A 13,619-nucleotide genomic window follows, 5' to 3' on the forward strand; every position below is an offset into this window, starting at 1 on the left:
TCCACGGTCGGGATTCTGGAGCATTGCATGCTGGTGGTGGAAGGTTTGACGTGCCGTTTCGGCACAAAAGCCGCAGTGGATGATGCGTCATTCTCGATCGCGCCCGGTAGCTTTGTCGGCGTGATTGGCCGCTCCGGTGCCGGCAAGTCGACGCTGCTGCGGATGATCAATCGCCTCGCTGAGCCTTCCGAAGGCCGCATCCTGTTCGAAGGCGTCGACGTCACCGCGCTGCGCGGCAAGGATTTGCGGCAATGGCGCGCCCGCTCGGCGATGATCTTTCAGCAGTTCAATCTGGTCGGCCGGCTCGACGTGCTGACCAATGTGCTGATGGGGCGGCTCGCCGAAATCCCGTCCTGGCGTTCGCTGACGCAAACCTGGCCCGAACGGGACAAGGCGCTAGCGATGTCGGCGCTCGAGCAGTTCGACATGGCTTCGCTTGCAGCCCAGCGCGCCGACCAGCTTTCCGGAGGTCAACAGCAGCGGGTCGCGATCGCGCGTGCGCTGGTGCAGGAGCCGGATATCATTCTCGCCGATGAGCCGATCGCTTCGCTCGATCCACGCAACACGCGGATCGTGATGGATGCGCTGCTGCGCATCAACAAGCATTTCGGCATCACCGTGATCTGCAATCTGCATTCGCTCGACCTGGCGCGGACCTATTGCGACCGCCTGATCGGCATGTCCGCGGGCCGCATCGTGTTCGATGGGGCGCCGGCGACGCTGACGGATCTCATCGCGCGCGAGCTTTACGATCTCGAAGCCAACGACGTCATGGGCGCTGCACCCGCACATGCGCCTGGTGGTGCTGCCGTCCCTGAGCTGGGCACTGCGGCGGCGGCCTGAGCGTTCTTCTGTAACAGGGCGGCCGATTGCAAACCTGCAAACGGCCGAAAAAATCAACACAACAAGAGGGCACACCATGATCAATCGTCGTATCGTTCTGGCCGGCGCAGCCGCGCTGGCGTTTTCGGCCTCCGCCGCCTCTGCGCAGGACTGGAAGGGCAAATATCCGGAACTGACCTTCGCCGTCGTGCCGGCGGAAAACGCCTCGGGCGTGACCGAACGCTGGGCACCGTTCGTCGCCTATCTATCCAAAGAGCTCGGCGTGAAGGTCACGCTGCGCATTGCCAACGACTACGCCGCCGTCATCGAAGGCCAGCGCTCCGGCAACATCCATATCGCCAGCTACGGCTCGGCGTCGTTCGCGCGCGCGCGGATGACCGGCGTCAAGACCGACGCGTTCGCTAACGACATCAATGCCGATGGCTCTACGGGTTATTACTCGGTGTTCTTCGTCAAGGCGTCGAGCCCGTACAAGAACCTCGACCAGCTGAAGGGCAAGAATCTCGCTTTGGTCGATCCGAATTCGACGTCGGGCAACAACGTGCCGCGCTTCGAGCTCGACAAGCTGGGCATCTCCGATGCCGACACGTATTTTGGCAAAGTCGTGTTCAGCGGCAGTCATGAGAACGCCATACTGGCGCTCACGCAGGGCACCGTCGAAGTCGCCGCCAATCAATGGACCACCGACAACGACTCCACGCTGGCCCAGATGCTGACCAAGGGCATGCTAAAGAACGCCGACGGCACAGTGATGAAGAAGGATGATTTCCGGATCGTCCATAAGTCTGCGCCCATTCTCAATGGGCCTTATGCTTATAATTCGGACCTTCCGGACGGCCTGAAGGCCGCCATCGCCAAGGCGTTTGCGGATGCACCGGCCAAGGACAAGGCCGCCTTCGACCGTCTTTCCGACGGCCAGAAAAAGGCATTCAATCCCGCCACGACAAAGGATTGGGACGGCATGATCGACCTGATCAAGTTCGTGGACAATCTTCGCAAGAAGAAGGCGTCCTGATCGATTGGCGGAGCGAGACCAGGCCGGGTCCATGCGACCCGGCCTTTTTCCGTTCAGGACATAACCGGCACAGCAGCCTTCCATGACATCAGCCGTATCCATCCTTCCAGCCCAGCAACTCGCGGTGCTCAACGACGCTTATCGTGCGGCGGTGGCGCGCAAGCGGCTGCGGATGACGCTGGCAACGGCGGTATTCTTCGCGGTTCTCGTCATCGCCGGGATCGGGGCCGAGGTTAATCCGGTAATTTTCGTCAACAAGATCGGAAATTTCGTCAGCTACTTCGACCGCATCGGCACGCTGGAGAGCGGCGCGCGGGTCTGGGCCGATATCGGCGAGTGGTTCTGGGGCTGGAAAAAATGGCTGGCGCTGCTCGGCGAGACCGTCCTGATCAGCTACGTCGGTACCCTGGCCGGGGCGATCCTCGCTTTTGCGCTCAATTTTCTGGCCGCTGAAAATACCTCGCCGGCGCCATGGCTGCGATTTACGGTTCGCCGCCTGATGGAGTTCTGCCGTACCGTTCCGGACATCGTGTTTGCGCTGATCTTCGTGATCGCGTTCGGTCTCGGGCCGATGGCCGGGGTTCTTGCTATCATGATCCATTCGGTCGGTGCGCTCGGCAAATTGTATTCCGAAATCGTCGAGAACATCGACATGAAGCCGGTCGAGGGGGTCCGATCGACCGGCGCGAGCTGGATATCGTGCATACGCTTCGCCGTCGTGCCGCAGGTCGCGGCGGGTTTTGCCAGCTACACGTTGCTGCGCTTTGAGATCAACGTGCGCGGCGCTTCGGTGATGGGTTTCGTCGGCGCCGGCGGCATCGGCCAGGAACTCGTCGTTGCCGTCAGGAAATTCTTTTATTCCGACGTCAGCGCGATCCTGCTGATGATCATTGTCACCGTGTTCCTGATCGATATCGGTACCGGATGGGCGCGCGGGCGGCTGTTTGGCAGGGAGGCGCGGGCATGACACGGTTGCCTGCGCCTGACTCCGGGGATTTGCGCGGCCGCTATCCCGAGGTCTTTGACCGGCCGGTTTCCTCCCGTCTCGCGATCCCCGCGATGCTGCTGGCTGCGTTCGGGATCTTCGTGTTCGGGCTGGTCGAGCTGGAGTTTTCGCCGGCGCGGATGCTGGCGGGGCTGAGCCAGCTCGGCTGGATCACGATGATGATGATCCCGCCCGATCCCGGCAGTTCGCTCCCGGTCTATCTCGTTGCGCTCGGTGAAACCCTGTCGATCGCGCTGCTCGGCACCACGCTTGCCGCGTTGCTCGCGCTGCCGGTCAGTCTGCTGGCGGCAAAGAACATCGTTCCGTCGGGTATCTTCCGGTTCCCGGTTCGCCGCTTTCTCGATTCGATCCGCGGCGTCGACACGCTGATCTGGGCGCTGGTCTGGATCAACGTCGTCGGCCTTGGGCCGTTCGCGGGCGTGCTGGCCATTGCGGTGGCGGATTTCGGCGCGTTCGGCAAATTGTTCTCCGAAGCGATCGAGGCCGCCGACCGGAAGCAGGTCGAGGGCATCCGGGCCTCCGGCGGCAATGCGCTGCACGAAATACGGTTTGGGCTGATGCCGCAGGTGCTGCCCGTCATCGCAGGGCAGGTGCTCTATTTCATCGAATCGAACACCCGCTCGGCTACGATCATCGGGATCGTCGGCGCCGGCGGCATTGGATTGCAGCTGGCCGAGCAGATCCGGGTGCTGGAATGGCAGAAAGTCTCATTCCTGATCCTGATGATCCTGGTCGCGGTGGCGGCGATCGACTGGATTTCAGGCAAGCTGCGGTTTGCGATCATCGGCCAGCGCGCGGTGGTCTGATCCAGCGATCTAATCGCTTTCGACGATGAACTCGACGCGCTCGGCGGCGAAGCGCGAGCGCTTGGTTACGATCGGCTGGCCGTCGGGATCGACGTCGGTGCTGTCGACCACCAGCACCGGGCGGCCGAGCGCGAGATCGAGCCGTGCGGCGTCGCTGGCGTCGGCTATGGCGGCGGTGATCCGGGTGGACCACCTGCGGTAATCGCGGATGCCGTAATGTGCGACCAGCTTGGTCATCGAGCGCACGCTGGCGAAGACCTGTCCCGCGTCAGGGAAGCGCTCGGCGGAAAGCCATGAGGTGCTGACGCAGATCGGTGTCCGGTCGGCCAGCCGCAGCGCCTCGATCCGGACCAAGGGTGCGCCCGTCTTCAGCCCGAGTTCCCGCGCCAGTTCACGTGTCGCGACATCGTCGGACGCTTCGATCAACTGGCCGCGCGGTTCATGGCCGCCGGCGCCTACGATCTCGGAAAACCGCGTCCGCGAGCGCAAGGGATAGGCGAGGCGCTGGGTCTCGACATAAGTGCCGCTGCCGCGCTCGGCGCGCACCAGCCCGCGTTCGGCGAGCGTCGCCAGCGCCCGGCGCACGGTATGGCGGTTGACGCGATAGGTTTCGGCGATCTCCATTTCACCCGGCAGCTTTTCGCCCGCGGCGAAGCGGCCCTCCGCAATGGCGCGTTCGATCCCGTCGGCGACCTGCCGCCACAACGCCACACCGGTGGCCGCATCCTGCATGCTCATGGTGTGAATATATCCGGGACGGTCATCCGAAAAAACAACCCTGTTGTCACCAAACAGTCATGGCGTTTGGTTATGAAGTTGTCTATTAGCATAGACAACTTGATTCCGGCAAGGTGGATATGACGGCAACCGAGAACGACAAGCAGGCGCAGCGCAAGGCAGTCATGGCGGTGCTGGCGCATTCCGATCCATCAGAGATATCCGGCCGTCTGGCGGCGATCACGCTGCCTGATCACGAGAATCTGCGCGAGCCGGAGAACGGCCTCGTGATGGTGCGCGGCCGTATCGGCGGCGACGGCTCTGCCTTCAACCTCGGCGAAGCCACGGTATCGCGTGCGGCGGTGCGGCTTTCGACCGGCCAGGTCGGATTCGGCTACACGCTCGGCCGCGACCGCGAGAAAGCGCGGATGATCGCGCTGTGCGACGCCATGGTGCAATCGGATGAATTCGCCGGCCTCATCGAGACAAAGGTGATCGCGCCACTGTGCGCGGCAATGACCGCCACACGGAACCGCAAGGCGACCGAGGCTGCGGCGACGCGGGTCGATTTCTACACCTTGGTGCGGGGAGAGGGTTGATGACGACGGTTGCCGAACTGCCCGCAGGATTTGCCGACAAGGTGCTGTCAGCGCAATCGACCTTCCGCTCGGTGATGGATGCGATGGCGCGTCCCGGCAGCGTGCAGCGCATTGCGGCCGTCGCCGGCACGCCCGCCGCGATGATGCGCGGCACCGCGGCTATTGCGCTGACCCTGTTCGACCATGATACGCCGATCTGGCTCGACAGCCGGATGTCGGAAGCATCCGATGTCGCCAAATGGCTCAAGTTCCACACCAGCGCGCCTGTGATCGCGGATTCCTCGATCAGCAGCTTTGCCCTGATCGGTAGTCCCCGCGAGCTTCCGGCGCTCGATCGTTTTGCGTTCGGCAGCAATGAATACCCGGATCGTTCGACGACGTTGATCCTGCAGGTCGACAGCCTGTCGCAGGGGCCCGCCCTCGAACTGCGCGGCCCCGGCATCGACGGCACAGCGATCCTGCAGGCCGCGATCCAGCCCCATGATTTGTTCGAACGGCTTGCCGTCAATGTGCCTCTGTTTCCGCGCGGCATCGATGTCGTGCTGGTCCATGACGATGCAATTGTCGCGATACCGCGCACCACGCGGTTCGCGAGGGGAGGCTAGACATGTACGTTGCCGTCAAGGGAGGCGAACGCGCCATCGAGAACGCCCATCGCCTGCTGGCGCATGAGCGGCGCGGCGACCGTGACGTTCCCGAGGTTTCGCTGTCCCAGATATCCGAGCAGTTGTCGCTCGGCGTCGACCGGGTCATGACCGAGGGCTCGTTGTACGACCGCGAACTCGCGTCGCTCGCGATCAAGCAGGCGCGCGGCGACATGATCGAGGCGATCTTCCTGGTCCGCGCGTTCCGCGCCACCCTGCCGCGCTTCGGCGCTACCGAGCCGGTCGATACCGGCGCGATGCAGGTGCGGCGGCGGATTTCCTCGACCTTCAAGGACATTCCCGGCGGGCAAATCCTCGGGCCGACTTTCGATTATACCCATCGTTTGCTGGATCCTCAGCTTGCCGAGGGGTTTTCTCCGGAAACGCCGGAGACGAGCGAAGCGTCGCTCGCGGCGACGCCTCGCGTGACCGACATTCTCGGCCGGGACGGCCTGATCGAGCCGTCGCCTAAGGCAGATGCGGAGACGCCGGTCGGCGACCTCACGCGCGAGCCGCTCAGCTTCCCGGCGGACCGCGACCTGCGCCTGCAGAACCTGGCGCGCGCCGACGAAGGCTTTCTGCTGGCGCTTGGCTATTCCTCGCAGCGCGGTTACGGCCGCAACCATCCGTTTGCCGGCGAAATCCGCTTCGGCGAAGTCGAGATCGAATTCATGGCCGAGGACGTAGGCTTCGCCGTGCCGCTCGGCGCGATCGCGATGACCGAATGCCAGATGGTCAATCAGTTCAAGGGCTCGGCCACCGAAGCGCCGTGTTTCACGCGCGGCTATGGGCTGGCGTTCGGGCAGAGCGAGCGCAAGACCATGTCGATGGCGCTTGTCGACCGCACGCTGCGCGCCCGCGAACTCGGCGAGGAAGTGATCGCGCCGGCCCAGGACGAAGAGTTCGTGATGTCGCATTCGGATAATGTCCAGGCGACCGGTTTTGTCGAACATCTCAAGCTGCCGCACTACGTGGACTTCCAGTCCGAACTCGGCCTGCTGCGCAAATTGCGCAAGGAGTTCGCCGAGGCCACGGAAGCGCCGCCGATGCAGGAGGCTGCGGAATGAACGCGCCGAGGTATAATTTCGCCTATCTCGACGAACAGACCAAACGGATGATCCGCCGCGCGATCCTGAAAGCGATCGCGATCCCCGGCTATCAGGTGCCGTTTGCCAGCCGCGAGATGCCGATGCCCTATGGCTGGGGTACCGGCGGCGTGCAGGTGACCGCGGCGATTCTCGGGCCCGACGACGTGCTGAAGGTGATCGACCAGGGATCCGACGACACCACGAACGCGATCTCGATCCGAAAGTTCTTCGGCAAGACCGCAGGCGTTGCGACCACGACCGCTACGGCTGACGCCACTGTGATCCAGACAAGGCACCGGATTCCCGAAGCGCCGCTGCATGGCGGGCAGGTGTTGGTCTATCAGGTGCCGATCCCCGAGCCGCTGCGGTTCCTCGAGCCGCGCGAGACCGAAACCCGGCGCATGCATGCGCTCGGCGAATACGGCCTGATGCACGTCAAGCTCTACGAGGACATCGCGCGCTTCGGTCATATTGCGACTTCCTACGCCTATCCGGTGAAGGTGAACGCGCGTTACGTAATGGACCCGTCGCCGACGCCGAAATTCGACAATCCGAAGATGGACAACTGCCCGGCGCTGCAATTGTTCGGCGCCGGCCGCGAGAAGCGGATCTACGCGATCCCGCCGCATACCACGGTGGTCTCGCTCGATTTCGAGGATCATCCCTTCACGCGCTACCGTTTCGACGCGCCCTGCGCGCTGTGCGGCGCCGGCGATTCCTATCTCGATGAAATCGTCACCGACGACAAGGGCGGCCGGATGTTCGTCTGTTCCGATACCGATTACTGCGAGAGCCGCCAGTTGACCGGTCATCGCGGCAGCGAAAGCGCGGCACCGCACAAGGAGAGGGCGCATGGCTGAGCAAACTCTCGACGATCAACCGCTGCTGGTTGCCGAAAACCTCGGCAAGACCTATGGCCGGCTGATTGCCTGCCGCGACGTGTCCTTTGCGCTCTATCCCGGCGAGGTGCTGGCCGTGGTCGGCGAGTCCGGGTCGGGCAAGTCGACGCTCTTACAACTGCTGTCGGCGCAACTGGCGCCGACCGCGGGCAGCGTCTCGTACCGGATGCGCGACGGTGTGCTGCGCGATCTCTCCGCGTTGGGCGAGGCCGAGCGGCGCTTCCTGTTCCGCACCGATTGGGGCTTTGTGCATCAGGACCCGGCGCAGGGCCTGCGGATGGCGGTCTCGGCGGGGGCCAATGTCGGCGAGCGGCTGATGGCGGTGGGCTGGAATCACTACGGCCGCATCCGCGACACCGCATCATCCTGGCTGGAGCGCGTCGAGATCGACACCGACCGCATCGACGATGCGCCGCGGACCTATTCCGGCGGCATGCGGCAGCGCCTGCAGATCGCCCGCAACCTCGTCACCGAACCGCGGCTGGTGTTCATGGACGAGCCGACCGGCGGCCTCGACGTATCGGTGCAGGCGCGGTTGCTCGACCTGATGCGCAACCTCGTCAGTGAATTGGGCCTCGCGGCCATCGTCGTCACCCACGATCTTGCAGTCGCGCGGCTCCTGTCGCACCGGGTGATGGTCATGAAGGGCGGCCGGGTCATCGAAACCGGGTTGACCGATCAGGTGCTCGACGATCCCCGCGAACCCTACACCCAGCTACTCGTTTCCTCGATTTTGCCGGCATGAGTTGGGCCAATGACCGCGATGATCGATATAACCAACGCCGAAAAAACCTTCACCATGCATCTGCAGGGCGGGGTCGAACTACCCGTCGTGCGCGGGGTCTCGTTTCACGTTGTATCAGGCGAATGCGTGGTACTGTCGGGCCCGTCGGGCGCCGGCAAATCCTCGATCCTGAAGATGATCTTCGGGAATTATCGCTGCGACGGCGGGCGGATCGGCATCCGCCACCAGGGCACCGTGATCGATCTCGCCACCGCCGAACCGCGTCAGGTGCTCAGCGTGCGCCGTTCCACCATCGGCTATGTCAGCCAGTTCTTGCGGGCGGTGCCGCGGGTGGCGACCATCGACGTGGTGGCCGAGCCCCTGATCGTGAACGGGATCGCCCGCGCAGAGGCGCGCGCGCAGGCCGGCACGCTGTTGCGCCGCCTCAACATTCCTGAGCGGCTGTGGGCGTTGCCGCCTTCGACGTTCTCGGGCGGCGAGCAGCAGCGCGTCAATATCGCGCGCGGCTTCATTTCCGATCTGCCGATCCTGCTCCTGGACGAGCCGACTGCGTCACTCGACGCCGCCAATCGCGCCGTCGTGGTTGAATTGATCGATCAGAAGAAACATCAGGGGGTGGCGATGGTCGCGATCGTCCATGACGACGAGATACGCCATCTGATCGCGGACCGGATCGTCGATGTGACGTCGTTTGCCTCGGCGGCATAGGGAAGAGAAGTGAGATGAGCGCAACGAAGCACGAAACCATTTTGGGCAATGCCGGCATCATCCTCGCCGATCGCGTGATCGCGCGCGGCTGGGTCGCCATTGCCGATGGCCGCATCGCCGAATTCGGCGAGGGCGATGCCCCCGGGCGCGCTGTGGACGCCGCCGGCGACCTCATCATGCCCGGCCTGATTGAGCTGCACACCGACCATCTCGAAGCGCACTACGTGCCGCGGCCAAAAGTGTTCTGGGATCCGATCGCCGCAGTCGTCTCCTACGACGGGCAATTGGCAACTTCGGGGATCACCACTGTGCTGGACTCTCTGCGGGTCTGGCGCGAGGACGGCGCCGAGGAGGTCGATGGCAGGGCAGGCATACTCGCTAAGGCGATCACATCGGCGCGTGAGGAAAATCTGCTGCGTGCCGATCACTTCCTGCATCTGCGCTGCGAAATCCCGATGCCGAGTGTCGTCGAGGAAGCCAAGGAGCTGATCGACCGGCCGGACATCCGGCTGATGTCGCTGATGGACCACACGCCGGGACAGCGCCAGTTCCGCGACGAAGTGAAGCTGCGCGACTATTACCGCGGCAAGGGCGGCGGCATGACCGACGCCGAGCTCGACGTGCTGTTCGAGCGGCGCTTTGCCTACCAGAAGACCTATGCCGCGACCAATATGCGCGAAATCGTGGCCTTGGCGCATCAATACGCGATACCGCTCGCCAGCCATGACGACACGACAGAGGAAAATGTCATCGACGCCGTGCGCGACCGCGTCGCGGTGGCCGAGTTTCCGACCACGATGGAAGCCGCGCGCGGCCTGCACCAGGCCGGCATCGGCATCCTGATGGGCGCGCCTAACGTGGTGCGCGGCGGCTCGCATTCCGGCAACATCGCCGCCGTCGATCTCGCCCGCGAGGGGCTGCTGGACATCCTGTCGTCCGACTATATTCCATCGAGCCTGTTGATGGCCGCCCTGCAATTGCCGCGGCATGTTCCCGCCATTGATCTTGCTTCTGCCGTCCGCACCGTCACCAAGACGCCGGCCGAGGCCGTGGGGCTTTCGGACCGCGGCGAAATCGCGGTAGGCAAGCGCGCCGATCTGATCCGGGTGCATGTGGCGCGCGACATCCCGGTGGTGCGCAGCGTCTGGCGGGAAGGGCAGCGTGTGGCATGACCGACACTCTCACCACATCAACAGGCCATTCGGACGCGATCGGTCCGGGCCGGCTCATCCTGGTGGTCGGGCCGAGCGGCGCCGGCAAGGATACGCTGCTTGGGCTGGCGAAAGCAGCCTGCGCCGATGACGGCAGCATCGCATTCCCGCGGCGCGTGATCACGCGGCAGGCCTCGGCCTCCGAGGACAATGAAGAGGTCAGCGCCGGCACTTTTGAAGCGGCGCTGGCGCGTGACGAGTACGCCATGCACTGGGAAGCGCACGGCCACCGCTATGCGATATCGCGCGCCATCGACGACGAAATCCGCGCCGGGCACACTGTTGTCGCCAATGTTTCGCGCACCATCATTCCAGCGATGCGCCAGGCCTATGCCGACGTCACGGTGATCTCGATCACCGCGCCGCCGAACGTTCTTGCGGAACGCCTGGCGATGCGCGCCCGCGGCAGTGACGGCAAGATCGAGCACCGGCTTAGTCGGACGGTGGACGAGGCCGCGCCTGACGTCACCATCGTCAACACCGGCAGCGCCGAGTTTCACGCGCGTCAGCTGGTGCGGGCGATCAAAGGCGAGAAGTGGGACGAGTAAACGGGGGACGCAAATGTCTGTCATCACGACGATCGAGCAACTCGAAGCGATCTATGGGTTTCCCGGTGAGGCCTCGACGGTCAAGGTCGCGGACCGCGTGACGGCGTCCTATCGGGCGCTGATGGATCAGTCGCCCTTCGTGGCGCTGGCGACCTGCGGACCGGAGGGGCTGGATTGTTCGCCCCGCGGCGATCTGCCCGGCTTCGTGCGCTTCCATGATGAAAAGACACTGATGATGCCGGATCGCCGCGGCAACAACCGCTGCGATTCCCTGCGCAATATCGTGCGAGACCCACGGGTGGCGCTGCTGTTCCTGATCCCGGGCTCGGGCAGCACGCTGCGCGTCAACGGCCGCGCGCATGTTTCCGCCGAGCCCGAGCTGCTGGCGTCGTTCAAGATGGAGGGCAAGGCGCCGCGCACCGTGATCGTCATGACGGTGGACGAGATCTATTTCCAGTGCGCTCGCGCCATCGTCCGCGCCGATCTCTGGAATCCCGACAAGCGCGTCGATCCGAAGACCTTGCCGACACCAGGCGATATTCTGGCCGAGATGAGCGACAACACCGTGGGCGGCGAGAAATACGACCGCGAATGGCCGGAGCGCGCGCGTCAGACGATGTGGTGACGGCCGGTTCGGAAGCGCCGTTCGCTTTCCGGTTTAACAGCTGCGCCTCTACTCCGGCAGGTCGGTTTCTCTTCGCTGATTTCCGCAGATGCGTTGCTGCGTTGCACGGGGGCATGGGCCGCTATCCTCATCTATTTGGGGGATGCCGCCCGGCTTGACCGGCCTCACGATTATCGTGACACTCCGGGTCGCCAGTCTCCGAAGGGGCGGGGATGGCATTTCCAATAGGGAGGTTTTGATGATCCGTTTTTCAGCTATCGTTGCAATTGCGTTCGCGCTCGCTGTTTTCGTCGGGGGATCGCTTGCGCAGGCCCAGAAGGCCTCAGACCCAAGGAGCCAGCCCGGTAGCGGCCAGTGCCGGCTTTCAAACGGGCAAAAATGCTAATCTGATTCGACCAGCCAGCGCGTAGCGTGGTTGTTCTGGGCTCGCCGGCCCTGCCGGTGAGCCCATTTTCGTAGCCGGTACTACCCTTGATTCGTTACCGCGGGGCCCTGACTTGTGGGGCTGTTGATGAAAGCATTGAACCGCAGCGAGGCCTCGGCAAATCTCTTCAGAAACTCGGCCGTGCTCGCCTCGGCTTCGGGCAAGACATTGTCCACAAGCCCGCCACCCGCAACGGACCCAAGTTCCTCAACGCTCAGTTCGCGATTTTCGCTGTCCATTGTCTCGCACCATTTTTGCAATGTCTCGCAGGCTCCGATCATGGCGGACCACAATCAACGGAGATGTGACGTAAATCACGAAACGAAAGAGGCCGCCGGAGTGGTGGCTTCTTTCACGGGTTCTTGCCCGGTTGAGTGTTCTGAATGGGTCGGCCGGACGGGCGCTAGATTCCGTGGCTATGCCGTATCTTCAGAATCTGAACGGACTTCGGAAGCTCGATCAGAAAATCCTTGTCGCGCTCCAGATGATGGATCCTGGATGGGTCTCCGCCCGTGAACCTGCTCATCGATTCCAAGCTTTCCCAATACGAGATGGTGACAAACTCGGTCTCGTTTTGTCTGTCCTCCCTGAACGTCTGGACGGCAAGGGCCTTCTCGATCAGCGGCTTGATGCCGACCTCGTAATTATAGGCCTCGTACGCGTCTGCCACGTCTGGATTGGTCCTGCCGCGCCAAATGCGGGCGATCTGGGGTTTGGTCATGTTGCGCCTCCGGTCGGAAAACCCGCCTCCGGAAAAACCGTTCCAACAACCCAAACGGGATTCGTCCCTGTTGGGGGCCTGGCATCTGGGCACCTGAACCGGTTGTTAAGAATTCTGCCGGACGAAACAAGCTTGAAACAATCGCGAAACGAAATCGCCATGAACCCCTCGAAATCTCGGTTCGACTAACCCTCGAACAGGAGATGATGACGATGATTAAAGTTGGTTCAAAGGAAGAAGTTGCCCTGCTGCTCGCATTGTTTGGCGTGCTCGATCTGCCGGTTCAGGCGCCGAAGAAGCGCAAATGACACTGCTGGTCGCCCCACTGTTGTTTGTCTTGCTGGGCGTCGGGGCTGTCAAAGCCAAAAAGGCAGGCCTCTCTGGCTGGGAGGTCGTCCTCATGGTCGCCGTCGGCAGCCTCTGCATTCTCGTGGTGACATTGGGAATCCTGATGTGGGGATTTCGCAACTTCGGTTAATTCCGATTGATCAGCCATACACCTGCGCTGCTAAGCGTCTAAAAGTTGTCATCGGCGCAAAATGTGGATGTTATCGTTTCCGAGGGGCCGCCTGTGGGTTGCCGGGCTGTTAGCTATGTGGCCGTTCCTGCCGGCCTATTCGGTCCAAATGCGCTCTCCGCACTGCTTGCATTCAAACATATGAGTGACAACTCCGCTTTCAGATTCCATGATCGTCTTGAGAAGAGTGAGTCTTCCTGCGCAGAAGCGGCAGTCATGGTTTGATTGATCCCGAGCAGTGGCGATCTTCTCAGCTCGAAATAACTCCATGACGCCCCCTTTCCATAAAGGGTAGGGTACGGAGCGCCGGTTTCGTGAGGCGTAATTGGGCAACAAGTCTTGCCCCGGGCGACAAAGTTAAAGGCGAAGGCCGGTTGTCCACAGCAATCCACCGCCGCGCCGCCACGCTCGGGTTGTCAACCTTCGTGCCGAAGGAAAAAGCAATCGCGCCGCCGCAACGCCTTTTGCCGTCAGACGGCTGGCAACCGCCGCCGCCGGCTGCT

General features: G+C 63.0%; 17 protein-coding genes. 14 read left to right on the forward strand and 3 right to left on the reverse strand.

The features are described 5' to 3' along the window. The first annotated feature begins 27 nt into the window (after nucleotides 1-27). The 4 genes from phnC to phnE (JQ597_RS03420) all read left to right on the forward strand — a co-directional run bounded on the left by phnC (nucleotide 28) and on the right by phnE (JQ597_RS03420) (nucleotide 3,670). Complete coding sequence (phnC, locus tag JQ597_RS03405) at nucleotides 28-843, forward strand: phosphonate ABC transporter ATP-binding protein (protein ID WP_192736070.1); 816 nt, start codon at nucleotides 28-30, stop codon at nucleotides 841-843. A gap of 76 nt (nucleotides 844-919) precedes the next feature. After that, entirely contained in the window at nucleotides 920-1,858 is a 939-nt protein-coding gene (phnD, locus tag JQ597_RS03410) for a phosphonate ABC transporter substrate-binding protein (protein ID WP_212262826.1), read from the forward strand. Nucleotides 1,859-1,940: 82 nt separating this feature from the next. Next, nucleotides 1,941-2,825, forward strand: coding sequence for a phosphonate ABC transporter, permease protein PhnE (gene phnE, locus JQ597_RS03415; protein WP_212262827.1), 885 nt, complete (start codon nucleotides 1,941-1,943; stop codon nucleotides 2,823-2,825). Continuing rightward, a complete protein-coding gene (gene phnE, locus JQ597_RS03420) occupies nucleotides 2,822-3,670 on the forward strand; it encodes a phosphonate ABC transporter, permease protein PhnE (RefSeq protein ID WP_212262828.1) in 849 nt (282 codons plus the stop codon). Before phnE (JQ597_RS03415) ends, phnE (JQ597_RS03420) begins: the two co-directional genes overlap by 4 nt. A 9-nt stretch (nucleotides 3,671-3,679) precedes the next feature. Here the strand turns inward: phnE (JQ597_RS03420) and phnF are convergent, their stop codons facing one another. Then, complete coding sequence (gene phnF, locus JQ597_RS03425) at nucleotides 3,680-4,408, reverse strand: phosphonate metabolism transcriptional regulator PhnF (RefSeq protein ID WP_212262829.1); 729 nt, start codon at nucleotides 4,406-4,408, stop codon at nucleotides 3,680-3,682. Nucleotides 4,409-4,527: 119 nt separating this feature from the next. On the opposite strand from phnF, the gene phnG reads away from it, so the two are divergent. The 9 genes from phnG to JQ597_RS03470 are packed head-to-tail and all read left to right on the forward strand — an operon-like array spanning nucleotide 4,528 to nucleotide 11,454. Continuing rightward, nucleotides 4,528-4,986 (forward strand): phosphonate C-P lyase system protein PhnG, encoded by a 459-nt coding sequence (gene phnG, locus JQ597_RS03430; protein WP_212262830.1) that lies wholly within the window; start codon nucleotides 4,528-4,530, stop codon nucleotides 4,984-4,986. Then, nucleotides 4,986-5,591, forward strand: coding sequence for a phosphonate C-P lyase system protein PhnH (gene phnH / locus JQ597_RS03435; protein ID WP_212262831.1), 606 nt, complete (start codon nucleotides 4,986-4,988; stop codon nucleotides 5,589-5,591). Before phnG ends, phnH begins: the two co-directional genes overlap by 1 nt. Nucleotides 5,592-5,593: 2 nt before the next feature. Then, complete coding sequence (locus tag JQ597_RS03440) at nucleotides 5,594-6,697, forward strand: carbon-phosphorus lyase complex subunit (RefSeq protein WP_212262832.1); 1,104 nt, start codon at nucleotides 5,594-5,596, stop codon at nucleotides 6,695-6,697. Further along, the gene (locus tag JQ597_RS03445) at nucleotides 6,694-7,578 is read left to right on the forward strand and encodes an alpha-D-ribose 1-methylphosphonate 5-phosphate C-P-lyase PhnJ (protein ID WP_212262833.1); all 885 of its coding nucleotides are present in this window, start codon (nucleotides 6,694-6,696) and stop codon (nucleotides 7,576-7,578) included. The genes JQ597_RS03440 and JQ597_RS03445 overlap by 4 nt, the downstream gene beginning before the upstream one ends. After that, nucleotides 7,571-8,362: a phosphonate C-P lyase system protein PhnK gene (gene phnK, locus JQ597_RS03450; protein ID WP_212262834.1), complete on the forward strand. Its 792-nt coding sequence runs from the start codon at nucleotides 7,571-7,573 to the stop codon at nucleotides 8,360-8,362. The genes JQ597_RS03445 and phnK overlap by 8 nt, the downstream gene beginning before the upstream one ends. 9 nt (nucleotides 8,363-8,371) lie before the next feature. Beyond that, nucleotides 8,372-9,070: a phosphonate C-P lyase system protein PhnL gene (gene phnL / locus JQ597_RS03455; protein ID WP_212262835.1), complete on the forward strand. Its 699-nt coding sequence runs from the start codon at nucleotides 8,372-8,374 to the stop codon at nucleotides 9,068-9,070. 14 nt (nucleotides 9,071-9,084) lie between these two features. Continuing rightward, nucleotides 9,085-10,242, forward strand: coding sequence for an alpha-D-ribose 1-methylphosphonate 5-triphosphate diphosphatase (locus tag JQ597_RS03460; RefSeq protein WP_212262836.1), 1,158 nt, complete (start codon nucleotides 9,085-9,087; stop codon nucleotides 10,240-10,242). Then, the gene (phnN, locus tag JQ597_RS03465) at nucleotides 10,239-10,829 is read left to right on the forward strand and encodes a phosphonate metabolism protein/1,5-bisphosphokinase (PRPP-forming) PhnN (protein ID WP_212262837.1); all 591 of its coding nucleotides are present in this window, start codon (nucleotides 10,239-10,241) and stop codon (nucleotides 10,827-10,829) included. The genes JQ597_RS03460 and phnN overlap by 4 nt, the downstream gene beginning before the upstream one ends. Before the next feature lie 13 nt (nucleotides 10,830-10,842). Next, nucleotides 10,843-11,454 (forward strand): pyridoxamine 5'-phosphate oxidase family protein, encoded by a 612-nt coding sequence (locus tag JQ597_RS03470; protein ID WP_212262838.1) that lies wholly within the window; start codon nucleotides 10,843-10,845, stop codon nucleotides 11,452-11,454. Between the two features lie 465 nt (nucleotides 11,455-11,919). Here JQ597_RS03470 and JQ597_RS03475 read toward each other — a convergent pair whose 3' ends face one another. Next, entirely contained in the window at nucleotides 11,920-12,117 is a 198-nt protein-coding gene (locus JQ597_RS03475) for a hypothetical protein (protein ID WP_212262839.1), read from the reverse strand. Nucleotides 12,118-12,281: 164 nt separating this feature from the next. After that, nucleotides 12,282-12,599, reverse strand: coding sequence for an antibiotic biosynthesis monooxygenase family protein (locus JQ597_RS03480; RefSeq protein ID WP_212262840.1), 318 nt, complete (start codon nucleotides 12,597-12,599; stop codon nucleotides 12,282-12,284). Nucleotides 12,600-12,903: 304 nt separating this feature from the next. Between JQ597_RS03480 and JQ597_RS03485 the strand changes: the two genes are divergently transcribed. Next, complete coding sequence (locus tag JQ597_RS03485; protein ID WP_212262841.1) at nucleotides 12,904-13,077, forward strand: hypothetical protein; 174 nt, start codon at nucleotides 12,904-12,906, stop codon at nucleotides 13,075-13,077. Nucleotides 13,078-13,619: the final 542 nt, after the last annotated feature.

It is taken from the genome of Bradyrhizobium sp. AUGA SZCCT0177 (assembly GCF_018130125.1).
GTDB lineage: Bacteria > Pseudomonadota > Alphaproteobacteria > Rhizobiales > Xanthobacteraceae > Bradyrhizobium.

Bases quoted from the DNA above. Each gene is read 5' to 3' on its own strand.
- phnC (WP_192736070.1), top strand. From the start codon at position 28: ATGCTGGTGGTGGAAGGTTTGACGTGCCGTTTCGGCACAAAAGCCGCA.
- phnD (WP_212262826.1), top strand. From the start codon at position 920: ATGATCAATCGTCGTATCGTTCTGGCCGGCGCAGCCGCGCTGGCGTTT.
- phnE (WP_212262827.1), top strand. From the start codon at position 1,941: ATGACATCAGCCGTATCCATCCTTCCAGCCCAGCAACTCGCGGTGCTC.
- phnE (WP_212262828.1), top strand. From the start codon at position 2,822: ATGACACGGTTGCCTGCGCCTGACTCCGGGGATTTGCGCGGCCGCTAT.
- phnF (WP_212262829.1), bottom strand. From the start codon at position 4,408: ATGAGCATGCAGGATGCGGCCACCGGTGTGGCGTTGTGGCGGCAGGTC.
- phnG (WP_212262830.1), top strand. From the start codon at position 4,528: ATGACGGCAACCGAGAACGACAAGCAGGCGCAGCGCAAGGCAGTCATG.
- phnH (WP_212262831.1), top strand. From the start codon at position 4,986: ATGACGACGGTTGCCGAACTGCCCGCAGGATTTGCCGACAAGGTGCTG.
- JQ597_RS03440 (WP_212262832.1), top strand. From the start codon at position 5,594: ATGTACGTTGCCGTCAAGGGAGGCGAACGCGCCATCGAGAACGCCCAT.
- JQ597_RS03445 (WP_212262833.1), top strand. From the start codon at position 6,694: ATGAACGCGCCGAGGTATAATTTCGCCTATCTCGACGAACAGACCAAA.
- phnK (WP_212262834.1), top strand. From the start codon at position 7,571: ATGGCTGAGCAAACTCTCGACGATCAACCGCTGCTGGTTGCCGAAAAC.
- phnL (WP_212262835.1), top strand. From the start codon at position 8,372: ATGACCGCGATGATCGATATAACCAACGCCGAAAAAACCTTCACCATG.
- JQ597_RS03460 (WP_212262836.1), top strand. From the start codon at position 9,085: ATGAGCGCAACGAAGCACGAAACCATTTTGGGCAATGCCGGCATCATC.
- phnN (WP_212262837.1), top strand. From the start codon at position 10,239: ATGACCGACACTCTCACCACATCAACAGGCCATTCGGACGCGATCGGT.
- JQ597_RS03470 (WP_212262838.1), top strand. From the start codon at position 10,843: ATGTCTGTCATCACGACGATCGAGCAACTCGAAGCGATCTATGGGTTT.
- JQ597_RS03475 (WP_212262839.1), bottom strand. From the start codon at position 12,117: ATGGACAGCGAAAATCGCGAACTGAGCGTTGAGGAACTTGGGTCCGTT.
- JQ597_RS03480 (WP_212262840.1), bottom strand. From the start codon at position 12,599: ATGACCAAACCCCAGATCGCCCGCATTTGGCGCGGCAGGACCAATCCA.
- JQ597_RS03485 (WP_212262841.1), top strand. From the start codon at position 12,904: ATGACACTGCTGGTCGCCCCACTGTTGTTTGTCTTGCTGGGCGTCGGG.